Here is a 22,468-nt window from a genome sequence, read left to right on the forward strand (position 1 = left end):
GTTGACTCGCGAGTCAACGGGGGCGGGTTCGGGGCGGCGCAGGCCTTGTGGTGGCATGCCCTCTCGCCGAGCCCGGCCCGCCCTTCCACCGCCCCCGTCGCCCCCGTCGCCCCCAACCGGCGTCGAGGGACGAATGAATCTCGCTGTACGAGATTCATTCGTCCCTCGACGCGTGGCGGAGTTGGCGACGCGCCAGCGCGGAACGATCTCGCACGAGCAACTGATCGAGCTGGGGTGCACCCGGCAGCAGATCGATTGGTGGGCGCTCACGGGATGGCTGCACCGCCTGCACGAGGGCGTGTACGCCGTGGGGCACCGCGACCTTCCGCGGGGTGGACATTTCATGGCCGCGGTGCTCGCCGGGGGTTCCGGCGCGGCGCTGTCCCACGCGTCCGCCGCCGCTCATCTCGGGCTTCGATCGTCGAGCGCCGCCACGGTCGACGTGATGGTGCCTCGCAGCGGCGAGCGGGATCGCGAGGGCATCCGGTTCCATCGTCCCAAGGTCTATTGGCCCGAGGATCGGTGGACGTTCGACGGCATTCCGTGCACGACTGTGGCCCGGACGATCGTCGATCTCGGATCGGTGCTGAAGCTGCACCAGCTCGAGCGCGCGGTCGAGCAGGCGGAGCTTCTTGACGTGCTCGACGTCAAGGCGATCACCGACGTCCTCGCGCGGATCAGCCGGCCGCGGGGAGTGCGCAACCTGCGGCGCTGCCTCGGTTCCGAGCGGCTCGACGCCTCGCTGACGCAGAGCCGGGCCGAGAGGGACTTCCTGGAGCTCTGCCGCACGGCGGGCCTCCCTCGCCCCGAGTTGCAGCACGCCATCGAACACGCGACGGGCCGATGGCACAGGGTCGACTTCGCCTGGCCGGAGCACGCCCTCGCGATCGAGATCGATGGCTGGGCGTATCACGGGACGCGCACCGCTGCGCGGCGCGATCGCCGGCTCGACCGCGAGATCCGCGACGCCGGCTGGCGCGTCGAGCGCTTCATGCGCGATGACCTGGTTGACACGCCGGACGCCGTCGTCACCGCTGTCCGCCACCTCCTCACGGCGTCGAGGGACGATTGAATCTCGCTGTACGAGATTGATTCGTCCCTCGACGCTCCCCCGGGCGCCGGCGTGCTCCCCCGCCCGCGCTGCTCCCCGGCGCCCGGCGCCCCCTCGGTTGACTCGCGAGTCAACGGGGGCGCGTCTCCAATACCGTTCCGGGGATGCGCAGCCCTCGAGACTTCTTCAAGCCGCTGGCCGTCGGCGCCCCGGAGCCCGTCCGGGAGATCCCGTTCCCGCCGTCGCGGATGATCCACTTCTTCGACGCCTCGAACGAGAAGATGGTGTCCAAGCTGCCCGACACGATCGCCAAGGCGGACATCGTCCTCGGCAACCTCGAGGACGCCGTGCCCGTCGACCGCAAGGAGGCGGCGCGCGAGGGCCTGGTCAAGGTCGGCAAGACCGTCGACCTCGGCGACACGCAGCTGTGGACGCGGGTGAACTCGCTGGAGAGCCCGTGGGTCCTCGACGACCTCACGACGCTCGTCACGGAGATCGGCGACCAGCTCGACGTGATCATGGTCCCCAAGGTCGAGGGCCCTTGGGACATCCACTACGTCGACCGCCTCCTGGCCCAGCTCGAGGCGCGCGCCGGCATCCGGCGCCCGATCCTCATCCACGCGCTGCTGGAGACCGCCCAGGGCGTCGCCCACCTCGAGGAGATCGCGGCCGCCAGCCCGCGCATGCAGGGCATGAGCTTCGGGCCCGCCGACCTCGCCGCCAGCCGCCGCATGAAGACCACCCGCGTCGGCGGCGGCCACCCCGGCTACGTCTCGATGAGCGATCCGGACCCCGACCACCCGGACGCCCCGCGCATCACCGCGCAGCAGGACCCGTGGCACTACTCGATCGCCCGCATGGTCGACGCCTGCACGATGAACGGCCTGCTGCCGTTCTACGGCCCGTTCGGCGACATCAAGGACACCGTCGCCTGCGAGGCGCAGTTCCGCGCCGCCTTCCTGCTCGGCTGCGTCGGCGCCTGGTCGCTGCACCCCGTGCAGATCGACATCGCCAAGAAGGTGTTCTCGCCGGACCCCGGGGAGGTCGCGTTCGCCAAGAAGGTCATCGAGGCGATCCCCGACGGCCGCGGCGTCCACATGATCGACGGCAAGATGCAGGACGACGCGACCTGGAAGCAGTGCAAGGTCATGGTCGACCTCGCCGAGCAGCTCGCGCAGAAGGACCCGGAGCTGGCCGAGGCCTACGGCTTCGCGCCGTCTGCGGCGTAGCCGGACCGTCCTACCCCTGGGTCCCGCAGCGCGCCGCGCCGTATAGGCTCCGGCGCCGCTGCAACCCTCCCACTGACCGGAGGCGTCACGCCTTGAGATTCTTCGAGTACGAGGCCCGCGAGATCGTCAAGCGGGCCGGAATTCCCGTCACCGACTACGGCTTCACCACCGACGCGCAGGAGGCGAAGGAGATCGCCGCCCGCATCGGTGGCTCCACCGTCATCAAGTCCCAGGTCCTCTCCGGAGGCCGGATGAAGGCCGGCGGCGTCAAGTTCGCCGACACGCCGGAGGAGGCCGAGGCCCACGCCAAGGACATCCTCGCCCTCGAGATCAACGGGCACATGCCGCGTGGCGTGCTCGTCGACCCGAAGGCCGAGTTCGAGCAGGAGTACTACGCCGGCGTCGTCTGGGACGGCACCCGCAAGCAGCCGGTGATGATCTTCTCGCCGGTCGGCGGCATCGACATCGAGCAGGTCGCCGAGGAGCAGCCCGAGAAGGTCGGCCGCCGGCACTTCTCGAACATCCTCCCGTTCGGCGACTTCGAGGCCAAGGAGGTCATCGCCTCCACGGGCGTGACCGGCTCGGCGCTGAACAAGCTCACGCCGATCCTCACGAAGCTGGCCAGGCTCTTCGTCGACAACGACATGACGCTGGCCGAGATCAACCCGCTGGCGCGCATGGCCGACGGCTCGTTCATCGCGCTCGACGCGCACATGGACATGGAGAACGAGGCCCGCGGCCGGCACAAGCGGCTGCTCGAAGACCTCGGCGTCGGCGACGACGAGACCCGCGAGGCCCGCGAGCCCACGGCGTTCGAGCTCGCCGGCGAGGCCGTCGACAGCCAGGACCACCGCGGCGTGGCCGGCAACGTCACGGAGTTCGACGGCAACCTCGGCCTGGTCATCGGCGCCGGCGGCGGCTCGCTGACGCTGTTCGACGCGGTCCGCAAGTACGGCGGCGAGCCGGCCAACTACTGCGAGATCGGCGGCAACCCGTCGGTCTCGAAGGCCAAGGGCCTGGCCAAGCTCGTGCTGACCAAGCCGGGCGTGGACAAGATCGCCGTGATGATGTCCATCGTCAGCAACACGCGCGTGGACATCGTCGCGCGCGGCGTGATCCTCGCGTGCCTGGAGCTGGGCATGGACCCGGCCGAGAAGATCGCGATCTTCCGCATCCCGGGCGCCTGGGAGGAAGAAGGCTTCAAGATCCTCGAGAAGTACGGCGTCGAGTACGCCGACCGCTCGGTGTCCATGCACGAGGCGGCGCGCCGCGCCGTCGAGAAGATCGGCAAGAAGGCGGCATGAGCATCCTCGTCGACGCAGACACCACGTTCATCGTCCAGGGCATCACGGGGCGCGAGGCCGTCAACCTCACGCGCGAGTGCCTGGACTACGGCAGCGGCGCCAAGATCGTCGGCGGCGTGACGCCGGGCCGGCTGGGCCGTGAGGTCCACGGCGTGCCGGTGTTCGACACCGTCCGGCAGGCCGTCGAGCACCACGGCCGGCCGATCGATGGCTCGGTCGTCACCGTGCCGCCCGCGTTCACCAAGGACGCCGTGTTCGAGGCCATCGAGAACGGCATCAAGATCATCGTGATCGTCACCGAGCGCATCCCGCGGCGCGACGTCGCGCAGATGGTCGAGCTCGCCACGCTCCGCGGCGCACGCATCATCGGCCCCAACTGCCTGGGGATCATCGTCCCCGACGTCATCAAGATGGGCGGCATCGGCGGCCCGGCCAAGGACGCCGCGAAGTCCTACAAGCGCGGATCGATCGGCGTCATCTCCCGCTCGGGCGGCATGACGACCGAGATGTCGTCGACGCTCAGCGCCGCCGGCCTGGGCATCTCGACCGCGGTGTCGATCGGCGGCGACGCGATCATCGGCCAGAGCTATGCCGAGCTGATGCCGCTGTTCGAGGCCGACGAGAAGACCAAGGGCATCGTGATCTACACGGAGCCCGGTGGTCGCATGGAGGCCGAGCTGGCGCGCTGGGTCACCGAGAACGACTCGCGCCTGCCGATCGTGGCGTTCATGGCCGGCCGCTTCATGGACGAGATGCCGGGCATGAGCTTCGGCCACGCCGGCACGATCGTGGAGGGCAAGGAGGACACCGCGACCGAGAAGATCGCCCGCCTCGCCGAGGCCGGCATCACGGTCGCCGAGGAGATCTCCGAGATCCCGGAGATCATGAAGGCCAAGCTCGCCGAGAGGAGCGTCAGCGCATGAGGGTCGACGGCACGTTCATCGGGGTCGAGGTCGACGACGCGGTCGTCGGCGACAGCGCCGTCGCGGCCAAGCTCCGCGAGGTCTGCCCGGTCGACATCTACGGCGACGACGGGGGCCGGGTGCAGATCGTCGAGGGCAACGTGGACGAGTGTGTCCTCTGCCGCCTCTGCATCGACGCGACGCCGCCCGGCACGGTCAAGATCCTGAAGTTGTACGACAACGAGGCGTCGCTGGCCTAGGCCACCGGAGCGGGCGCGGCCGGCCGCGTCCGCTCCGTCGCGAACATCGCGAGCGCGTGCCGCCCCGCGCGCGTCTCGCGATGCTCGCGGACGACGTCGACCATGCCGGGCGGCAGCTCGTCGACGGTCGGCAGGCGCACGCCGTACTCCGGCGGGGCGATGAGCGGCGCCGCGAGCGCCGCGAAGGTGAGGTCGGCGATCGAGAACGCGTCGCCCACCAGGTACTCGCGCCCGTCGGCCAGCCGCTGGTCGACGGCGGCGAAGATCGCCCGGAACGTCTGCTGCGCTGCGACCGCGTTCTCGTCGTTGACCGTCAGGACCTTGGCGACCGCGAACGCGATCGCCTTGTTCCCGACGCGGAACGCATGCCGCTGCCACGCCGGCACGCCCGCGGTCATGCTCCCGTGGACCAGCTCCGGGTAGTCGAACATCTCGTGGTAGACCCACAGCCGCGTGGCCGGGCCCAGGCGCTCGTCGTAGTCGTCGGCCAGCGCGCGCGCCTCGCGCGCCACCTCCGGATCGGCCGGGATCATCCGCGCGCCCGCGGCGGCGCGCGCGTCGGCCCACACGACGATGTCGGCGGACTCGCGCACCACCACGCCCTCGGGGCACACGAGCACCGGGGCGGTCAGCTTCCCACCGGCGCGGCGCACGGCCACGCGGTGGAGCGCGGGCAGGTGCCGCCGCTCCTCGTACGCCACTCCCGCACGATCAAGCGCCCAGCGCGCCTTCTCGCAGTAGTGGCTGATCGGGATCGTCACGAGGATCGGCAGCGGCGCTCTGGCAGACATGGTCGCCGCCGATCATCTCCTACTCTGAGGCCCGATGCCCGAGCTTCCCGAGGCGGAGAGCGCCCGCGCCCTGATCGAGGCGCGTGGCCTCGGCCGCGAGATCGTCGACGTCGACGACTCCGACACCTACGTCTGCCGGCCGCACGCGCCCGGGGAGCTGGCCGACGCGCTGATCGGCCGCCGCCTCGTCTCCGCGCACCGCCAGGGCAAGGCGCTGTGGGCCGCGACCGACGACGGGCCCGTGCTCGGCCTGCACCTCGGCATGGCGGGCCGGATCGTGATCGACGACCAGGCCGCCGGCGACTACGTCTCCGACGGCGGCAGGAAGCACCTGCCCGTGTGGGACCGGTTCACGCTGCACTTCGCCGACGGCGGCTGGATGGCGCTGCGCGACAAGCGCCGCCTCGGCCGCGCGGTCCTCGACCCCGACCTCAGCCGCCTCGGTCCCGACGCCGCGCTGGTGGACCGCGAGGCGTTTCGCCGGCGGGTGGGACGTGGCGACGGCCCGCTCAAGGCGCGCATCATGGACCAGTCCGTGATCTCCGGCGTCGGCAACCTCCTGGCCGACGAGGCGCTGTGGCGCGCGCGGCTGGATCCGCGCCGGCCCGCCCGCGGACTCGACGACGGCGAGCTCGACCGGCTGCGCCGCGAGATCCGCGCGGCGACGCGCCGGGCGATCGAGCGCGGCGGCGTGCACACCGGCGACATCATCGACCACCGGCGCCGCGACGGCGTCTGCCCGCGGTGCGGCGCGGACATGGCGCGCGCCACCGTCGGCGGCCGCACGACGTACTGGTGCTCGGCCGAACAGCGCTGAGCGCGTCCGTCGACACCGTCGGTCAGGCTGCCCGAAGAACGTTCTCGCGAGCGTGTCGATCTCGCCGATCCCCGTTCGTCGTGTGAGCAGAGGCCGGGTCCACCGGCGAGCACAACCACCAGGAGCCATCACATGCGTTACATGCTGTTCATCTACCCCGGCGAGTCGTACGAGGGCCAGACCGAGCCGAGCGTCGAGGACGTCGGGGCCATGTCCAGGTTCAACGAGGAGCTGACCAAGGCCGGCGTCCTGCTGTCGCTGGACGGGCTGCACCCCGCCTCCGAGGGCGCGCGCGTGACGTTCTCCGGCGGCGGCTCGTCGACCGTGACCGACGGCCCGTTCACCGAGGCCAAGGAGCTCGTCGGCGGCTACTGGATCATCCAGGCCAAGTCCAAGGAGGAGGCCGTGGAGTGGGCCACTCGCGTCCCCGCCGGCGCGGGCGACATGGTCGAGGTGCGCCGCGTCTACGAGATGTCGGACTTCTCCCCCGAGGTCCAGGCCGCCGGCGAGCTCTCCGAGGTCCCCCCGGGCCAGACGTTCGCCGAGTAGGACGAGCGCCCCGCGTGAGCCTCCCCGCGACGCAGCGCGCGATCGACGCGGTCTGGCGGATCGAGTCCCCGCGGCTCATCGCCGGGTTGGCGCGGATGGTGCGCGACGTCGGGTTCGCCGAGGACCTCGCGCAGGACGCGCTCGTCGCGGCGCTCGAGAAGTGGCCCGAGTCAGGCGTCCCGGACAACCCGGGCGCCTGGCTCATGGCCACCGCCAAGCACCGCGCCATCGACGTGATGCGGCGCAGCAAGGTGCTCGAGGGCAAGCAGGAGCAGCTCGTGCGCGACATGGGCTTCCGGCTGGCGATGGACGGGGCCGACGTCGAGGCGGCGCTCGACGACGAGATCGGCGACGACCTCCTCAGCCTCATGTTCACCTGCTGCCATCCGGTGCTGTCGACGCAGGCGCGGATCGCGCTGACGCTGCGGATGCTCGGCGGCCTGACGACGCCGGAGATCGCGCGCGCGTTCCTCGTGCCCGAGGCGACGGTCGCCCAGCGCATCGTGCGCGCCAAGAAGACGCTCGGCGCGGCGCACGTGCCGTTCGAGGTGCCCGCCGCAGACGAGCTCGCCGAGCGGCTGGCGTCGGTGCTGGAGGTCGTCTACCTCGTGTTCAACGAGGGCTACTCGGCGACCGCCGGCGAGGACTGGATGCGCCCGGCGCTGTGCGAGGACGCGCTGCGCCTCGGCCGCGTGCTCGCGGGCCTGCTGCCGCGCGAGCCCGAGGTCCACGGGCTCGTCGCGCTCATGGAGATCCAGGCGTCGCGCGCCGGCGCCCGGACGGGGCCGGCGGGCGAGCCCGTGCTGCTGGCGCACCAGGACCGTGCCCGCTGGAACCGCCTGCTCGTCCAGCGCGGCCTCGCGGCCCTGCAGCGCGCCGAGGAGCTCGGCGGCGCCCAGGGCCCGTACGCGCTGCAGGCCGCGATCGCCGCGTGCCACGCCCGCGCGCCGACGGCGCAGGAGACCGACTGGGCCGGGATCGCCGCGCTCTACCACCAACTCGGCCAGGTGACGCCGTCGGCGGTGGTCCAGCTCAACCGCGCAGTGGCGCTGACCATGGCGTTCGGCCCCGCGGTCGGCCTGTCGCTCGTCGACGCGCTGGTGGCCGACGGAGCGCTGGACCGCTACCACCTGCTGCCCAGCGTCCGCGGCGACATCCTCGCCAAGCTGGGGCGCTTCGAGGAGGCGGCCGACGACTTCCGGCGTGCGGCGGCGCTCACCGGCAACGCGCGCGAGCGGGAGCTGCTGCTCCAGCGCGCGGCGGGCTGCGCGTGGGGCACGGCGCCCGACGACCGCTAGCCTCGACGCCACGATGAGCAGCGACGGCGCCGAGATCCCCACCATCTACGACTGGGCCGGAGGCCGCGAGGCCTTCGAGCGGTGGCTGAACGCCTTCTACGACCTCGTCGAGGAGGACGAGCTGCTCGCCCCGGTCTTCGGCGGGACGGTCAGCGCCGCGCATCGCGAGCACGTCGTGACGTGGTGGTGCGAGGTCATGGGCGGGCCCGCGCGCTACACCGAGCGGCAGGGCGGCTACGAGCACATGCTCGCCCGGCATCGCGACCTGGCGATCGACGGCGAGCAGCGGCTGCGGTTCGTGACGCTGCTCAGCCGCGCCGCCGACGCCGCCCGGCTGCCCGACGACCCCGAGTTCCGGGCGGCGATCATGGGCTATGCCGAGTGGGGCACGCGCCTGGCGGTCGGCAACTCGCAGCCGGGCGCCGCGCCCGCGCCGCACGCGCCGGTCCCGCGCTGGGGCTGGGGCGTCGCGCCGCCCTACACGCCGTAGCGACCCACGCGCCTCACTCCTCCAGCCGGAACCCGACCTTCATCGTCACCTGGAAGTGCGCGATCACGCCGTCGGCGACCTGGCCGCGGACGTTGACGACCTCGACCCAATCGACGTTGCGCAGGGTCTTCGACGCACGGGCGATGCCCGACTGCATGGCCTCGGTGACGCCATCGGGCGACGTCCCCGTCAGCTCGACGATCTTGTAGGTCGATGTCTCGCTCATGGGGCGGTCGTGCCCGCACCGCCGGGTGCCTACACCGGATAGAAGCGCCGCATCAGCGGCAGGAGCACCGAGCGCGGCGTGTGGCGCCCGGCGACGCCGACCGCCCGGATCGGCAGGCCCGGGATCACCACGCGCTTGTTGCGCGCGAGCCCGTCGACGGCCGCCTTGGCGCACGCCGCCGACGAGACGCGCGCGAAGCCCGGCACGGTGGCGAACGCGTCCTCCATGCCCGCGCGCTGCGCGAACTCGGTGTCGATCGGACCCGGGCAGAGCGCGGTCACCGCGACGCCGCGGTGGCCCAGCTCCTCGTGCAGCGCCTCGGCGAAGCTCAAGGCGAAGGCCTTGCTCGCCGCGTAGGTCGCCTGGCCGGGGATCGGCTGCATCGCGGCCGACGAGGCGACCACCAGGATCGCGCCCCGGCCGCGGTCGACCATCGCCGGCGCGTAGGCGCCGCTGAGCGCCACGACGGCCTCGCAGTTCAACCGCACCATGTCGAGCTCGGCGGCCAGGTCGAGGTCGACGAACTGCCCGCCGCTGCCGTACCCGGCGTTGTTGAGGAGGATCTCGACCGTGAGGCCGAGCTCGGCGATCCGGCCGGGAAGCGCGTCGCGCGCGGCCGGGTCGGTGAGGCGTCGCGCAGCTCCGCCGCGAGCGCCTCGAGGCGGTCGGCGCGCCGGGCCACCAGGACCACCCCGTGACCGCGGCCGGCGAGCTCACGGGCGAGGTCGGCGCCGATGCCCGACGAGGCGCCCGTGACGAGCGCGGTGGTGGTCGGCGACGGTGCGGGCAGGCCCATGCCCGCGAGCCTATCCGGCGATCAGGTCCTTGCGGTAGCGCACCATCCAGCGCCGCGGGAAGTCGGCGTGCGTCTGCGTCTTCAGACGCGCGACGCGCTCCTGGTGGTACGGGCTCGACAGCGACTCGTTGTGCCCGATGACGTCCTTGGTGGCGATCCCGTACCGGGCCTGCAGCCAGCGCGTGAGCCGCAGCGACGCGCGCAGCATGCGCGCGTTGCCGAAGACGCCCGTCTCGGCCGTCCCGACGTGCTCGATGCCGATCGCCGTCCAGTTCAGCCCGACGGTGTGGCGGCACATCCACTTCAGCGAGACGAGCTGGTGGATCGCGCCCTGCTGGTCGACCACGAAGTGCGCGCACGTTCCGGGCGGCTCGTGCAGCTCGGGGTCCGGCGCGTCGGACGCGAACGTGTTCAACGTGGCGCTGAACGACGTGTTGGCGGTCAGGTGCTCGACGATGACCTTCGGCGCGATCAGCCGCGCCCGGTGCAGCCCGTAGTGCCGCACGGCGTAGGCGCGCATCTCCCCCACCCGCGACGACGGGTACGGGATCGGGTCCTGCACGATGGCGGGGCGCGGCGGGACCGGTGCGTCGGCGACGGGCACTCAGCCGAGAAGGTAGCGCCACGACAGCGCGACCTCGCCGACGGGGTCGATCCCGATGCGCTCGCCGTCGACGCGGACCTCACGGCCGTCGGGCGTCACGTCGACCTCGGCCCGCACGTCGTTGCGCACCATGTCGGCGGCGCCGACGTCGCGGCAGCCGCGCACGGTCGAGCGGACGCGCGTGGTCGGCAGGTCGGCGTCGCCGGCGGCCGCGGCGACGAACGCCAGTGCGAGCCCCGCCGGCGCCGCGCCGAGGGCGCCGATCTGGCGCCGGACGACCACGGGCTCGCAGAGCATGGTGGTGGCGTCGGGGTCGCCGCTGGCGCCCCAGACCGACATCCCCATCTTGACCACCAGCTCGGGCCGCACCCCGAAGTTGTGCGGCAGCCAGAAGACGCAGTCCGCGACGCGCCCGGGCGTCAGCGCTCCGACGTCGTGCGACAGGCCGTGGGTGATCGCCGGGTTGATCGTGACCTTGGCCAGGTGGCGCAGCACGCGCTCGTTGTCGGCGGGCCCGGCGTATCCCGCGCTCCCGCGGGCGCGCTTCATCACGTCGGCGTTCTGGAACGCGCGCCGCACGACCTCGCCCGCGCGGCCCATGCCCTGGCTGTCGGAGGACAGCATGTGGACGATCCCGAGGTCGTGCAGCACGCCTTCGGCGGCCATCGTCGCGGGACGCACCCGCGCCTCGGCGGCCTGGCGGTCCCCCGGCACCACGCCGGGCGCCAGCACGTGGACCGCGGCGACCATCGGCGCGTGCTCGGCCGCGGTGTCGACGCCGAACGGCACGGTCGGAGCGGTCGACGAGGTGAGGATCCGCTCGCGGCCGGCGAGGCGCAGCAGGTCAGGCGCGTGGCCGCCGCCGGCGCCCTCGATGTGGAACGCGTGGACGCTGCGGCCGGCGAACGCCTCGAGCGTGCCGTCGACCGAGAGCACCTCGTTGAGGCCGTCGGTGTGGATCGCCAGCTGGACGTCGTGGCGATCGCAGACGTCGAGCGCCGTCCGGATCTGCATCGGCCCGGCGCCGACGTCCTCGTGGATCTTCAGCCCGGCGCCGCCGGCCCGCAGGCCGTCCTCGACCGGGCCCGGCCGCGACGACGAGCCGCGGACCAGCAGCGCGGCGTTGAGCGGCACCTCCTCCAGCGCGGCCCAGGCGGTTCGCAGCCCGGCCTCGGGGTTCGTGCCGAGGTTCCAGACCGGGCCATAGTCCTGGCTGACCATCGTCGTCACGCCGCCGGCCAGCAGCGCGTCGGCGACCTGCGGCGACAACCAGTGCACGTGCGTGTCGATCCCGCCGGGCGTGACGATCATCCCGGTGGCGTCGAGCACGGCCGTGCTGACGTCGACCACCACGTCGATGCCGTCCATCGTGTCCGGGTTGCCGGCGCGCCCGACGCTGACCACCCGCCCGTCGCGCACCCCGATGGACGCGTAGCGCACGCCGAGGATCGGGTCGAGGATCAGGCCGCCGACGATCGCGACGTCCACCCCGCCGCGCTCGGCGCGCACGCCGAGCCCGTCGCGCATCGTGTTGCCGACGCCGGGGACGAGCTGATCGGGGCCGTGGACGTCGTCGCGCTCGGCGAGGACCTCCAGCGAGGTGTCGCCGAGGCGCACGGGCGTGGTCGCGCGGGGGTCAGGCACCGCGGTAGCCCTTCTCCCGCGCGGCGGCCAGCGCCGCCTCGCGAGCGCCCGGATCGTCGAGCGGCCCGTCGACCAGCTCGCCGTGGCCGCGCACGACCCGCGCGCCGCCGATCGGGAGCAGCGCCACCTCGCGCGGCGTGCCGGGCGCGAAGAAGACCTTGGTGCGCGCCGGCACGGCCAGCCGCAGGCCCCACGCCGCGGCGCGCTCGAAGCGCAGCGCGCGGTTGGTCTCGAAGAAGTGCAGGTGGCTGGTCACGCCGACGGGGACCGCGCCCTCGTTGACGACCTCGACCCGCACCACGCCCGGGCCCTCCAGCCAGGCCACGTCGGGCTCGCCGTCGGGCGCCGCGGTGGCCGGGCCGAGCGGATCGTCGAGCACCACGAGGTGGCGGCCGTCGCGGAACACCGCCTCGACCTCGATGCGCGGCACGAGCGCGCGCACGCCCTCGAGCACGTCGGCCTCGCCGAGCACCTCGCGCGCGTGCGTCACCACCTCGGCGTAGCGCAGCCCGTCGCGCGCCAGCTCGCACACGGCGTCGGCGACGACCGCCGTCGCCTCGGCCTGGTTGAGCTTCAGCCCGCGGGCGCGGCGGGCGCGCGCCAGCTCGGCGGCGAGGAAGAGCAGCAGGCGGTCCTGCTCCTGGGGCAGCAGCCTCATCGTCACGCATCCTGACGGACGGGCCGCCGCCGCGCCGGAGCACGGCCGGCGACCGCCCGCGCCGTTGCGGTGCCGCTCGGCGGGTCAGGCCACGGGGAAGCGCTGCCGGAGCTCGCTCAGCAGCTCGCGCAGGTCCGAGGTGACGATGTCGGCGCCCCACCCGCGCGCCAGGTCGACGACCGGCCCGCGGTAGAGCGCGCCGCCCAGCGCGATGGTGGCCGCGCCGTCCTGCGCGCGCAGCTCGCCGAGCGTCTCCTCGACGCCGGGCAGCCGGCCCACCGTCGAGGTCGACAGCGCCACCAGGTCCGGGCAGTCGGCGGCCACGAGCTCGGCCAGTGCGTGGGCCGGCGTCGCGGCGCCGAGCCCGATGACCTCCCAGCCCTCGCGCTCCAGCACGTCGGCGACCATCCGCGCGCCGAGCTGGTGCAGCTCGTCGGGCGTGCCGCCGACGAACGCCAGCCGGCCCCCTGTGGGCGCGCGCCGACGGTCCGCCGCCAGCGTCGCCATCACCTGCGTCGTGACCTCGGTGGCGAAGTGCTCCTGCGCGACGCTGATCTCGTCCAGCGCCCACAGGTCGCCTATCTCCTCGAGGGCCGGCCGCAGGATGTGCTGGTAGACGTCGATGACGTCCGCGCCTGCATCGTCGGCCCGCTCCACGACCGACCGCGCCCGGCGGGCGTCGCGGGCCAGCAGCGCGCGACGGTACTCCTCGGCGCACTGCGCGAGATCCGGCACGGTGCGCGGACCCGCGCGACGCGACGGCGGTGAGCCACCCTCACCGTGCAGGCGCCGTTCCACGGCGTCGTTGACGAACGCCGAGAGCTCCTGGCCGCTGTCGTGCAGGAAGCACTCGATCTCCTCCAGGAGACTCGAGCGGAACCGCACGGCACGCACCCTGGTCGCCATGGATGGATGCTACGGCGCGAGCCGTGACGGAGCACGCCCGGTCGCCGTCCGCGCCTGCGCGGCGCACGACCGGCTGGCATCCTGCGCGGCAGATGACGACCCCCGCCGCCGCCGGCCTGTCGATGCCGCCCGAATGGGCGCCCCACGAGCGCACGCTGATGGCGTGGCCCTGCCGTCGCGAGCTCTGGGAGGGCCAGCTGGCCGCGGCGAAGGGCGAGAGCGCCGGCGTCGCCAACGCGGTGGCTGCGTTCGAGCCGGTGACGATGGTGGCGGGCACGCCGGCCGACGCCGCCGAGGCGCGCGCGGCGTGCAGCGCCGCCGTCGAGATCCTCGAGCTGCCGATCGACGACTCGTGGCTGCGCGACTGCGGCCCCATCTTCGTCGTCGACGACCACGACGCGCCGACCACGCGCACCGGCGTCCACTTCGGCTTCAACGCCTGGGGCGACAAGTTCGAGGGCTACGCCGCCGACCAGGCGATCGGCGGCCTGCTCGCGCGGCACGTCGGCGCCGACGTCGTCGAGGCGCCGCTGATCCTGGAGGGCGGCTCGATCGCCGTCGACGGCGCGGGCGTGCTGCTGACGACCGAGCAGTGCCTGCTGAACCCCAACCGCAACCCGCAGCTCGGGCGCGAGCAGATCGAGCAGCACCTGCAGGACCACCTCGGCGTCACGCGGGTCGTGTGGCTCGGCCAGGGCCTGCTGGAAGACAAGGACACCGACGGCCACGTCGACCTCATCGCCGCCTTCACGGGACCCGGGACCGTCCTGCTGCAGCGCGCAGCGCCCGACAACCCCAACCACGACAACATGGCCGCCAACCGCGAGATCGCGGTCGCCGCGGGGCTCGAGGTGATCGACTTCGACCCCCTGGCCTACGCCGTGGTCGCCGGCGAGACGGTCGTCGCGTCCTACATGAACTTCTACGTCGGCGACCGGTTCGTGGTCGTCCCGATCGCGGGTCGGCCGGAGCTCGACGCGGAGGCGCTGGCGCAGATCGCCGCGGCGTTCCCGGGCAAGGAGGTCGTCGGCGTGCCGGGCACGGTCCACGCCTTCGGCGGCGGCGGGCCCCACTGCATCACGCAGCAGGTGCCCGCGCTGCGCGCGTAGGCGCTACTTGTGGGCGCGCCGCAGCCGCGCGCGCTCCTGGTGCTTCTCGACCACCCGGGCGATCAGCTGCAGGTACTGCTGGACGCCGGTGGCCTTGGCGCGGCCCTCGCGGAACGCCTGCTCCCAGTCGGCGACCTTCGCCCCGTGCTCGACCATCAGGTTGAAGAAGTCGCGGCGGATCTCGATGCGCACCCGGGCGTCGGTCCCGAGATCCTTGGTGATCTTCATCTCCGGCAGCTGCACCCGGTACTGCTGGATGTCGCCGCGCCCATGGAGGTCGATCCCGACGACGAGCTTCAGCGGCTGGAGCGCCGGAACCTCCTCGAGGACCCCGCGGACGGCCTGCTCGATCAACTGCGGTGCGTCGCTGCTCACGGCGCGCACGTTATCGACATGGCGCAAGCGGGCCGCCGATGGTGCGCCCCACCCCGGCCTGCGGGTTTCGCCCCCCGGGCGAACACCCGCGACCGAAGGCGAGCGCACTGCGCGAGTCCTTCGGCTAGATCTTGTGCCGCTGCAGCAGCTTCTTGCCGATGACCATCCGCTGGATCTCCGACGTGCCCTCGCCGATCAGCAGCAGCGGCGCGTCGCGGTAGATCCGCTCGATCTCGTACTCCTTGGAGTAGCCGTAGCCGCCGTGGATCCGCAGGCACTGCTCGGCGCAGAAGTGCGCGGCCTCCGACGCGAACAGCTTGGCCATGCCGGCCTCCATGTCTGACCGCAGTCCGGCGTCCTTCATCATCGCCGCGCGGCGCGTCAGCAGGCGGGCGGCGTCGAGCTGCGTGGCCATGTCGGCGAGCTTGAACTGGATCGCCTGGTGCTGGGCGATCGGCTTGCCGAACGTCTTGCGCTCCTGGGAGTACTTCAGCGCGAGCTCCAGCGCGCGCTGCCCCAGGCCCACTCCGCGGGCGGCGACGTTGGCGCGGCCGACCTCGAGCGCGTCCATCATCTGCGCGAACCCGGCGTTGAGGCCCTCGTCCTCGCCGCCCAGGATGTTCTGCGCCGGGCACTTGTAGCCGTCGTAGACCAGCTCGGTCGACTCGACGCCCTTGTAGCCCATCTTCTTGATCTTGGGCGGCACCGTGAGGCCGGCGTACTCGCCCGTGTTCTCGCTGACGCCCGCCTCCTTCTCGGTGATGAAGCAGGTGAAGCCCTTGTGGGTGGGGTGCGCGTCGGGATCGGTCTTGACCAGCAGGAAGACCAGCGACGACATGAGCCCGTTGGTGACCCACATCTTCTGGCCGTTGATCTCGTAGGAGCCGTCGGCGACCTTCTTGGCGTTGGTCTTGATTGCCTGCACGTCGGACCCCAGCTCGGGCTCCGACAGCGAGAACGCGGCCCGGATCTCACCGGTCGCCATGCGCGGCAGGTACTTCTGCTTCTGCTCGTCGCTGCCGTACTTGAGCAGCAGGTAGGACCCGATGAAGTGCGTGTTGATCACGCCGCTGATCGAGATCCAGCCGCGCGAGAGCTCCTCGACGACCATCACGTAGGTCGTGAGGTCGAGGCCCAGGCCGCCGTACTCCTCCGGGATCGTGATCCCGAACAGCCCCAGCTCCTTGAGTTGATCGACGATCGGCGCGGGGTATTCGTCCGCGCCGTCGTAGTGCTCGGCGTTGGGGATGATCTGCTCGTCGACGAACTGCCGGACCATCTCGATGATGGCCTTCTGCTCGTCGGTGGAATCGTTGTACACGCTGGTCTCGACGGCCATCTGCGCTCCAGGTTTCCGCGGTAAGAGGGTCCCAGAGGATACCGGTGGCCGCCCGAACGTTCGTCCGTGGTTGCGGGGGTGGAGCGCGATGAACCGGCTTTCGGGGCCGATGGGGATCGGGAGTCACGGATGACCGACGGATTCAGCACCAACCCCCACTCGGGAGCGGCACAGCGCCTCGGGGCACTCGCCGATGCCCTGCAGGACGCCACGCTCCCCGCCTGCGTCCGTGACGCGGGCGGTCGCTACGTGGCCGTCAACCCGTCGTTCGCCGACCTCGTCGGGCTCGAGGGCGCGCGCCTGGTCGGCAAGACCGACAACGCGCTGCAGCCCGCCGACGTGGCCCACCGCGTCGCCGAGCTCGACGCGCTGGTCCTCGACGCGCACGGCCACCTCGACGCGCGGGAGACCGTGCTGGCTCGCGACGGCCGGCGCACGATGCGCGCCTGCCGCTTCCCCGTCTACCACGAGGGCGAGCCGTGGGCCGTGTGCGTCGTCATGGCGCCGGGCGACGATCTCCGGGTCGGCCGCGAGCAGCGCGAGCGCCTGCAGGCCGCCGTCGGCCAGGTCGCCACGAGCGGCATCAGCGCCCCGGCCGAGGAGGTCGTCGCCGAGCGCGAGGCCCGCGCCGTGGCCGATGCCGAGGCCTTCGCCGCCCGCGAGGCGCTGGCCGTCGAGCGCGAGGCGCGCCTGGAGGCCGAGATCCAGTCGCGGACCGCGGCGGAGCAGCTCGAGCGCCAGGCCGGCGAGCTGGAGCGCCTGCGCGACGAGGCCGACCTGGCGGCCGGCGAGCGCGACCGCGTCGCCGCGCGGGTGGACGAGCTCGCCGCGCAGCTCGAATCCGTCCACGACCACACGTCCTCGCTCGACGACGAGCTGGCCACCGCGCGCGACCGCGCCGCCGAGGCCGAGGCGCGCCTGGCCGAGGCGACCGCGCGGCACGACGACGTGGCGCGGGAGCTGACCGCGGCCGCCGAGCGCGCCGAGCTGCTCGACGGCGAGCTGGCGGCTGCGCGAACCGGCGACGCCGACCTCCAGCGCCAGGTCGCCGAGCTGGGCGGCCGCTGCGAGGCGCTGCAGGGCGAGCTGGCCTCCGCTGCGCAGCGCCGCGACGAGCTGGACGCCGAGCTGGTCGCCCTGCGCGAGGGCCGCGACGGCGTCGAGCAGCAGATCGCCGAGGTCGCCGCGCGGCGCGACGAGCTGGAGGCCGACCTCGCCGAGGTACGCGCCGGCCGCAAGGAGCTGAAGGCGCGCGCCAGGGAGGCCGAGGCGGAGGTCGAGCGCCTGCGCGCCGAGCTGGACGCCGCGGTGGCCGCGGCCGCCGAGCGCGCCGAGCCCGCCCTGCCGGGGCCGGAGGCCGCCGAGGAGCTCGAGGCGCTGCGCGCCGCCCACGGCGACGCCGTGGCTCAGAAGGAGGGCTTCGCCGCCGAGCTGGCCGGGCTGCACGCCGCCCACGACGACCTCAAGCGCCTGCTGGACGAGACGATCGGCTCCCGCGAGGAGCTGGTCGGCGAGCTCGACGGGCTGCGCGAGCGCCACGACATGGCGGCGCGCGAGCTCGAGCAGGAGCGCGCCCGCGGCGAGTGGCTCGGTGGCGAGCTGGCCGCCGCGCAGGAGGCCGCCCGCAGCGCCGAGGCCGCCACGGCCGCCGCCGACGCCCGCCGCGAGGACCTGGAGCGCGCGCTGCACGGCGCGCACGAGCGCACCGAGGCGCTGCTGCGCGAGCTGGAGGAGGCGCGCGGCGCGGTCGGCGACGGCGAGCGGCTCGCCCACGCGCTGGAGGCCGAGCGCGAGAAGTCCGCTGCCGCCGAGAACGCCGTCGCCGACGCGCGGGAGCGCGCCGACGCACTCGGCCGCGAGCTGACCGGCGCGCAGGAGGCGCTGGCCGCCGCCGACGCGCGGCTGGCCGCCGAGCACGAGCGCGTCGCCGCGCTGGCCGCCGAGGCCGACGCCCGCGTCGCGGCCGAGCGCGAGCGCGCCGCGGCCCTGGAGCACGAGGCGCTCGAGCACGCGGCCGGCGGCGAGGCCGCGACGCAGGAGCTCGCCCGCGAGCGCGAGGCGCGCCGCACCGCCGAGCTGGAGCGCGACCGCACCCGGGACGCCCACGCCCGAACCCGCGAGGCGCTCGACCACCACCGCACGGTCGCCGATGAGGCGCAGGCCCGGCTCATCGAGCTGGAGTCCGTACGCGCCGACGCCGACGAGCGCCTGGTCGCCGCCGAGGCCGCCCGCGACGAGCTGCTGGCCCGCGCCCATGCGGCCGAGGCCGATCGCGGCGAGGCCGGCGATGCGGTCCGCTCCGCCGAGGCCGCCCGCGACGAGGCGCTCGCGCGCGCCGATGCCGCTCGGGCCGACGCCGACGCCGCGCTGCACGCAGTCGCCGCGGCCGAGGCGGCGCGCGACGACGCCTCCGCCCGCCGCGAGGCCGCCGAGCACACGCGCACCCAGGCCATCGAGGCGCTGCGGGCCGCCGAGATCGAGCGCGACGAGGCGCGGTCCGCCGTGGCCGGGATCGGCGAGGGCGCCGCCGACCAGGTCCGGGCCGCCGAGGCCGCGCGCGACGAGGCGCTGCAGCGCGCCGAGGCGCTCGACGTCCAGGTCGCCGAGCTGCAGGCCGTCGCCGCGCAGCTGGAGGCGCGCGTCGCCGCCGCCGACGGCGACGCCGAGGCGCTGGCCGCCGTGACCGCCGCACGCGAGCAGGCCGAGACCGCGCTGTGGGAGCTGCACGGCGAGCGCGACGCGCTGGCCGACCGGCTCGCGAACGCCGAGGGGCAACTGGCCGAGGCGATGGCCGGCGCCGACGCGGCGGTCCTCCGCGCACAGGAGGCCGACGCCGAGCGTGCCCGAGCCGTCGAGGCGCTCGGCAGCTCGGACGCCGAGGTCGCCCGCGCCGTCGCCCAGGCGCACGCCGCCGAGTCCGCCCGGGTCCACGCCGTCGAGGAGCTCGGCGCCGCCCACGCCGTCGCCGCGCACGCCACGGAGGCGCTGGCCGCCGCGGAGGCGTCGCGCGACGAGGCGCTCGCGCGCGCCGCCGACGCCGAGCGGGAGCGCGACGAGGCGCTGGCTCGCGCGGTCACCGCCGAGGCCGCCCGCGACGAGGCGCTCGCCGCCGCCGACGCGGCGCACACCGACGCCGAGCTCGAAGCCGTGGCCGAAGCCGAGCGCCGGGCGCAGATCGCCGACCTGCGCGCCGACGACGCCGAGCGCCGGCTGATCGACGCCGAGAGCGCCCGCGACGACGCCCGGGCCGCGCTCGTGCGCGCCGCGGCCCTCGTCGAGGACGAGGTCACCACGCTGCGCGCCGACCTCGACCTGGCGCTCGCCGCACGCGACGAGCTGCAGGCCGCCGTGGCCGTCGAGCGCGAGGCCCGCGAGCTGGCCGAGCGCCGCCTGGCCGACGCCGCCGCGCCGACGACGACGGCGATCGCCCAGATCGCGCCGGTGATGACCTCGCCCTACGCCAACGGCCGGCCGTCGCTGCCGCCGCTGGAGGTCGCCGCCGCGCAGGCCAAGGCCTTCGCCTACTCCGCGCCGCTGGAGCCGGAGGGCCCGCCGCCGGGCTTCACGCCCGACGCGCTGGACGACCTCGACCGCGCGCTGACCAAGGCGTCGAGCCCGCGCGCCGCGGGCGGTGCCGCGCTGCAGGCGCTGGCGACCGCGACCGGCTGGACCGGCGGGGCGCTGTGGCAGCCACGCGACGAGGGCGAGTTCGGCTGCGCCGAGACGTGGAGCGCCTACATGTCAGGCCTGGAGGCCTGGGAGACGATGGCGTGGCGGGCCCACCTCGAGGACGGACTCGTGCCCGCGGCGGCCGGCTCCGGCGAGGCCCACTGGGCCGACACCGAGGAGATGCTCGCCTGCCCGCGGTCGCGCTCGGCCGCGTGGGCGGAGCTCGGAACGCTGGCGACCGTGCCGGTCGTCCACCCCGACGGGCGCGTGATCGCCGTGCTCGAGCTCGTCCGCAAGCAGCGTGAGAGCGCCGACTCCGAGCTGCTCGCCACCCTCTGCGGCGTCGCGGTCCGCCTCGCCGAGCGCCTCGCGGCCATCGAGGGCGAGCTGGCCGCCCCCACGAGCGGCCGGTTCTAGCCCGCCGCGCCGGGGCCGGCGCAACTGTCCAGCGTTCGCTTGACAGTGAGCAACGATGCAACGCCCGACGGCGATTTCGCCGCCGAGGTTGAACACAGCGCTGAGTCTTGTTAGCGTCCCGCCGCGCAACGACGCTTCTCCATCGCGTCGGTGCCCGTATCAGGTGCGACGGCCCCGTCTGCCAACGGGGGCGTCGCACCAGAGAGCTCAGCCCATGCCCGCCCACATCGCCCAGCCGCCCGCCTCCCCATCGACACGAGGGTCTGCGCCTCGGCTCGGCCCCGCGTGACCGACGACCTGCTGGCGGACGCCGTCGCGGCGGCCCGCAACGCCGCGATCCTCGCGCTGGCCGAGGTGCTCGACGCGGAGCCCGGGCCCCCGCGCGAAGTGCGCCTCATGCTCTGCGCCACCACCGGCGATCCGTCGGCCGGCGTGTCACAGACCGAGGTGCGGTTCGCCGGCCCTTCCGACGTGGCGATCAGCCACCACGACAAGGTCGCGATGGCCTTGGCCAGCATGAAGGCGATCGCGCCGGACCTCTACGACACCATGATGGCCGGGATCGAGCGCGGCCGCGGCCTGACGCTCGCCGGCGTGTGGGCGCGGCTGCGACCCTCGTCGCGCTAGGTCTCGTCGCCGCTGGACGCGATGTCCTCCAACGCCGCAACGAGGGTGTTCCACCCGCGATACCGCGAGGCGTACACGCGCCGCACCAGGTTCGTCCGGTCCGCGACCGGCTCGTGACGGATCAGCTCGACCACGCCCGCCGCGGCAAGCGCCCGCAGCGCGTGGTTGACGCGGTCGAAGGGTTGGTCGAGATCACGGGCCAGCTCCGTCGCGCTGCGCGGCCGCTCCTCGAGCGCGAGCAGGATCGGCAGCCGAACTGGATGCCCCAGCTCGGCCAGCAGGTGTCCAGCAAGGTCGGAGAGCGGCTCCACGAGGCCGCTCAGCTGGCCCCGCGGACGGTCATTCGCCGGCGGGCGCCGTCGCCGGGGCGGCCGACGGGCGCAGCGGATAGCTCGTGGTCGACCCGTCGGCGAAGGTCGCGTCGAGCGATGCGCCCTGCAGCTGGTCCTCGTCGGTGACCGCCAGGAAGGCACCGCGGTTGACGGCCAGCGGTCGCCGGCCTCCCGCCAGGCTCAGGGTGAGCCCGGTGATCCTGGGCGACACGACGCCGAAGATCACGGCCCGGCCGCTGCCGGCGGGGTCGCGCGCCGGGAAGTGGTTGACGGCCAGCGAGAGCGGGGCCTCGGACAGATCGGCGCAGCTGCCCGCGGCCTGGATGTCGAGCGGCTGGAACCGGCCGTCGGCGTCCACGCGGCCGAAGTCTCCACCTTGGGTGCGGCCGGCTTCGGGGCAGGTGAGCCCGGCCTGGGAGCGATAGACCCGCACGGCCCAGGGCTGCCGCCCGCCCGGGTCGGCGGCGGACGTGGCCAGGCTCGCGCCCTGGCCGTCGGGCTGGACGGCCTGCGGCCCGTCGAGCGTCTCGCGGCCGGTGTTGCCGACGAGCGCCGACGCGCTGCCCACGCCGGCGACGACGGCGACCAAGACGGCGGCGGCGAGTCCCAGGCGACGACGCATGATCAGCCGCACCAGCCGGGAGCGTTGTGGTAATGCGTCGAGAAGGCGGCGGGGTCGTAGACGCGCGCGCTGGACGCGCATTCGGTGAAGTTGCCGAAGTCGCGTGACCAGGAGTTGCAGCTCGTCCCGGTGTCGCCGACCGACTGCGAACCGACGTAGGAGCCGTACACGTAGATGGAGCACTCTCGGTACGTCGACCCGCAGCCGGGCTCGATCCGCGAGAAGAAGCTGCCGTCGGATTGGCTGGCCCCCGAGACGAAGCCGTGGCCGACGCAGGCCGTGTGGTAGTTGTCGGCCAGCGCCACCCGCACGATCGCTCCGAACGAGAACGCACACACCAGCGCCAGGAGCACCAGGCCCCGAGGCACACCCTCTCCTGTCTTCGTCACGCGGCCCTCCAGTCGGTTGACATCGGAGCACTAGGGCGGCGACGCACGATCTTGTGACCGATGC

The 22,468-nt window shown here is 73.7% G+C and carries 23 protein-coding genes and 2 pseudogenes; 13 read left to right on the top strand and 12 right to left on the bottom strand.

What is annotated here, in order from left to right; genetic code table 11:
* Positions 1–133 precede the first annotated feature (133 nt).
* The 6 genes and pseudogenes from VK501_RS28985 to VK501_RS19385 all read left to right on the top strand — a co-directional run.
* Positions 134–298: pseudogene (locus tag VK501_RS28985) on the top strand (type IV toxin-antitoxin system AbiEi family antitoxin domain-containing protein); the annotation flags it as partial.
* Between the two features lie 45 nt (positions 299–343).
* Positions 344–1,072, top strand: a complete 729-nt coding sequence (locus tag VK501_RS19365) for a DUF559 domain-containing protein (RefSeq protein WP_324340264.1) — start codon at positions 344–346, stop codon at positions 1,070–1,072.
* Between the two features lie 143 nt (positions 1,073–1,215).
* On the top strand, positions 1,216–2,280 hold the full coding sequence (locus VK501_RS19370) for a CoA ester lyase (RefSeq protein ID WP_324340266.1): 1,065 nt from the start codon (positions 1,216–1,218) through the stop codon (positions 2,278–2,280).
* 92 nt (positions 2,281–2,372) lie between these two features.
* The gene (locus VK501_RS19375; protein ID WP_324340268.1) at positions 2,373–3,584 is read left to right on the top strand and encodes an ATP-grasp domain-containing protein; all 1,212 of its coding nucleotides are present in this window, start codon (positions 2,373–2,375) and stop codon (positions 3,582–3,584) included.
* The gene (locus VK501_RS19380; RefSeq protein ID WP_324340270.1) at positions 3,581–4,507 is read left to right on the top strand and encodes a succinate--CoA ligase subunit alpha; all 927 of its coding nucleotides are present in this window, start codon (positions 3,581–3,583) and stop codon (positions 4,505–4,507) included. The genes VK501_RS19375 and VK501_RS19380 overlap by 4 nt, the downstream gene beginning before the upstream one ends.
* The gene (locus VK501_RS19385) at positions 4,504–4,746 is read left to right on the top strand and encodes a hypothetical protein (protein ID WP_324340272.1); all 243 of its coding nucleotides are present in this window, start codon (positions 4,504–4,506) and stop codon (positions 4,744–4,746) included. The genes VK501_RS19380 and VK501_RS19385 overlap by 4 nt, the downstream gene beginning before the upstream one ends.
* On the opposite strand, the gene VK501_RS19390 is transcribed toward VK501_RS19385, so the two are convergent.
* Entirely contained in the window at positions 4,743–5,537 is a 795-nt protein-coding gene (locus tag VK501_RS19390; protein WP_324340273.1) for a glutathione S-transferase family protein, read from the bottom strand. The two genes, VK501_RS19385 and VK501_RS19390, sit on opposite strands and share 4 nt — an antisense overlap.
* A gap of 34 nt (positions 5,538–5,571) precedes the next feature.
* Here VK501_RS19390 and VK501_RS19395 point away from each other — a divergent pair, with 34 nt between their 5' ends.
* The 4 genes from VK501_RS19395 (at position 5,572) to VK501_RS19410 (ending at position 8,691) form a co-directional block, all read left to right on the top strand.
* The gene (locus tag VK501_RS19395; protein ID WP_324340276.1) at positions 5,572–6,354 is read left to right on the top strand and encodes an Fpg/Nei family DNA glycosylase; all 783 of its coding nucleotides are present in this window, start codon (positions 5,572–5,574) and stop codon (positions 6,352–6,354) included.
* A gap of 132 nt (positions 6,355–6,486) precedes the next feature.
* A complete protein-coding gene (locus tag VK501_RS19400) occupies positions 6,487–6,903 on the top strand; it encodes a YciI family protein (protein WP_324340278.1) in 417 nt (138 codons plus the stop codon).
* A gap of 14 nt (positions 6,904–6,917) precedes the next feature.
* Complete coding sequence (locus VK501_RS19405; RefSeq protein ID WP_324340280.1) at positions 6,918–8,201, top strand: RNA polymerase sigma factor; 1,284 nt, start codon at positions 6,918–6,920, stop codon at positions 8,199–8,201.
* A 13-nt stretch (positions 8,202–8,214) separates the two neighbouring features.
* Complete coding sequence (locus tag VK501_RS19410; protein WP_324340281.1) at positions 8,215–8,691, top strand: group II truncated hemoglobin; 477 nt, start codon at positions 8,215–8,217, stop codon at positions 8,689–8,691.
* A gap of 13 nt (positions 8,692–8,704) precedes the next feature.
* Here the strand turns inward: VK501_RS19410 and VK501_RS19415 are convergent, their stop codons facing one another.
* The 6 genes and pseudogenes from VK501_RS19415 to VK501_RS19440 all read right to left on the bottom strand — a co-directional run bounded on the left by VK501_RS19415 (position 8,705) and on the right by VK501_RS19440 (position 13,525).
* Positions 8,705–8,917, bottom strand: coding sequence for a dodecin (locus VK501_RS19415; RefSeq protein ID WP_324340283.1), 213 nt, complete (start codon positions 8,915–8,917; stop codon positions 8,705–8,707).
* A gap of 29 nt (positions 8,918–8,946) precedes the next feature.
* Positions 8,947–9,713: pseudogene (locus VK501_RS19420) on the bottom strand (SDR family NAD(P)-dependent oxidoreductase).
* Between the two features lie 10 nt (positions 9,714–9,723).
* Positions 9,724–10,317 (bottom strand): peptidoglycan recognition family protein, encoded by a 594-nt coding sequence (locus tag VK501_RS19425; protein WP_324340285.1) that lies wholly within the window; start codon positions 10,315–10,317, stop codon positions 9,724–9,726.
* Entirely contained in the window at positions 10,318–11,961 is a 1,644-nt protein-coding gene (locus VK501_RS19430) for an urease subunit alpha (RefSeq protein WP_324340287.1), read from the bottom strand. It lies immediately after the preceding gene.
* Positions 11,954–12,619, bottom strand: a complete 666-nt coding sequence (gene ureA / locus VK501_RS19435) for an urease subunit gamma (protein ID WP_324340289.1) — start codon at positions 12,617–12,619, stop codon at positions 11,954–11,956. The genes VK501_RS19430 and ureA overlap by 8 nt, the downstream gene beginning before the upstream one ends.
* An 84-nt stretch (positions 12,620–12,703) precedes the next feature.
* Complete coding sequence (locus VK501_RS19440; RefSeq protein ID WP_324340291.1) at positions 12,704–13,525, bottom strand: cobalamin B12-binding domain-containing protein; 822 nt, start codon at positions 13,523–13,525, stop codon at positions 12,704–12,706.
* A gap of 92 nt (positions 13,526–13,617) precedes the next feature.
* Here VK501_RS19440 and VK501_RS19445 point away from each other — a divergent pair, with 92 nt between their 5' ends.
* Entirely contained in the window at positions 13,618–14,634 is a 1,017-nt protein-coding gene (locus tag VK501_RS19445) for an agmatine deiminase family protein (RefSeq protein WP_324340292.1), read from the top strand.
* 3 nt (positions 14,635–14,637) lie between these two features.
* On the opposite strand, the gene VK501_RS19450 is transcribed toward VK501_RS19445, so the two are convergent.
* On the bottom strand, positions 14,638–15,009 hold the full coding sequence (locus VK501_RS19450; protein WP_324340293.1) for a hypothetical protein: 372 nt from the start codon (positions 15,007–15,009) through the stop codon (positions 14,638–14,640).
* 124 nt (positions 15,010–15,133) lie between these two features.
* A complete protein-coding gene (locus tag VK501_RS19455) occupies positions 15,134–16,348 on the bottom strand; it encodes an acyl-CoA dehydrogenase family protein (protein WP_324340294.1) in 1,215 nt (404 codons plus the stop codon).
* 129 nt (positions 16,349–16,477) lie between these two features.
* On the opposite strand from VK501_RS19455, the gene VK501_RS19460 reads away from it, so the two are divergent.
* Both VK501_RS19460 and VK501_RS19465 read left to right on the top strand, forming a co-directional pair.
* Entirely contained in the window at positions 16,478–20,434 is a 3,957-nt protein-coding gene (locus VK501_RS19460; RefSeq protein ID WP_324340295.1) for a PAS domain-containing protein, read from the top strand.
* A 285-nt stretch (positions 20,435–20,719) separates the two neighbouring features.
* Positions 20,720–21,061, top strand: coding sequence for a hypothetical protein (locus tag VK501_RS19465; protein WP_324340297.1), 342 nt, complete (start codon positions 20,720–20,722; stop codon positions 21,059–21,061).
* Here the strand turns inward: VK501_RS19465 and VK501_RS19470 are convergent.
* Genes VK501_RS19470 through VK501_RS19480 form a run of 3 tightly spaced genes read right to left on the bottom strand, consistent with a single transcriptional unit; the run spans position 21,058 to position 22,383 of the window.
* Positions 21,058–21,372: a winged helix-turn-helix domain-containing protein gene (locus VK501_RS19470; RefSeq protein ID WP_324340299.1), complete on the bottom strand. Its 315-nt coding sequence runs from the start codon at positions 21,370–21,372 to the stop codon at positions 21,058–21,060. The two genes, VK501_RS19465 and VK501_RS19470, sit on opposite strands and share 4 nt — an antisense overlap.
* 28 nt (positions 21,373–21,400) lie before the next feature.
* Positions 21,401–22,015 (bottom strand): hypothetical protein, encoded by a 615-nt coding sequence (locus VK501_RS19475; protein ID WP_324340301.1) that lies wholly within the window; start codon positions 22,013–22,015, stop codon positions 21,401–21,403.
* 2 nt (positions 22,016–22,017) lie between these two features.
* A complete protein-coding gene (locus tag VK501_RS19480) occupies positions 22,018–22,383 on the bottom strand; it encodes a hypothetical protein (RefSeq protein ID WP_324340303.1) in 366 nt (121 codons plus the stop codon).
* Positions 22,384–22,468: the final 85 nt, after the last annotated feature.

This window comes from Baekduia sp. (assembly GCF_035318805.1).
Classification (GTDB): domain Bacteria; phylum Actinomycetota; class Thermoleophilia; order Solirubrobacterales; family Solirubrobacteraceae; genus Baekduia.

What these genes read in the sequence shown, in the direction of transcription:
- VK501_RS19365 (WP_324340264.1), top strand. Translation starts at nt 344, where the DNA reads ATGGCCGCGGTGCTCGCCGGGGGTTCCGGCGCGGCGCTGTCCCACGCG.
- VK501_RS19370 (WP_324340266.1), top strand. Translation starts at nt 1,216, where the DNA reads ATGCGCAGCCCTCGAGACTTCTTCAAGCCGCTGGCCGTCGGCGCCCCG.
- VK501_RS19380 (WP_324340270.1), top strand. Translation starts at nt 3,581, where the DNA reads ATGAGCATCCTCGTCGACGCAGACACCACGTTCATCGTCCAGGGCATC.
- VK501_RS19385 (WP_324340272.1), top strand. Translation starts at nt 4,504, where the DNA reads ATGAGGGTCGACGGCACGTTCATCGGGGTCGAGGTCGACGACGCGGTC.
- VK501_RS19390 (WP_324340273.1), bottom strand. Translation starts at nt 5,537, where the DNA reads ATGTCTGCCAGAGCGCCGCTGCCGATCCTCGTGACGATCCCGATCAGC.
- VK501_RS19395 (WP_324340276.1), top strand. Translation starts at nt 5,572, where the DNA reads ATGCCCGAGCTTCCCGAGGCGGAGAGCGCCCGCGCCCTGATCGAGGCG.
- VK501_RS19400 (WP_324340278.1), top strand. Translation starts at nt 6,487, where the DNA reads ATGCGTTACATGCTGTTCATCTACCCCGGCGAGTCGTACGAGGGCCAG.
- VK501_RS19410 (WP_324340281.1), top strand. Translation starts at nt 8,215, where the DNA reads ATGAGCAGCGACGGCGCCGAGATCCCCACCATCTACGACTGGGCCGGA.
- VK501_RS19415 (WP_324340283.1), bottom strand. Translation starts at nt 8,917, where the DNA reads ATGAGCGAGACATCGACCTACAAGATCGTCGAGCTGACGGGGACGTCG.
- ureA (WP_324340289.1), bottom strand. Translation starts at nt 12,619, where the DNA reads ATGAGGCTGCTGCCCCAGGAGCAGGACCGCCTGCTGCTCTTCCTCGCC.
- VK501_RS19440 (WP_324340291.1), bottom strand. Translation starts at nt 13,525, where the DNA reads ATGGCGACCAGGGTGCGTGCCGTGCGGTTCCGCTCGAGTCTCCTGGAG.
- VK501_RS19445 (WP_324340292.1), top strand. Translation starts at nt 13,618, where the DNA reads ATGACGACCCCCGCCGCCGCCGGCCTGTCGATGCCGCCCGAATGGGCG.
- VK501_RS19455 (WP_324340294.1), bottom strand. Translation starts at nt 16,348, where the DNA reads ATGGCCGTCGAGACCAGCGTGTACAACGATTCCACCGACGAGCAGAAG.
- VK501_RS19460 (WP_324340295.1), top strand. Translation starts at nt 16,478, where the DNA reads ATGACCGACGGATTCAGCACCAACCCCCACTCGGGAGCGGCACAGCGC.
- VK501_RS19475 (WP_324340301.1), bottom strand. Translation starts at nt 22,015, where the DNA reads ATGCGTCGTCGCCTGGGACTCGCCGCCGCCGTCTTGGTCGCCGTCGTC.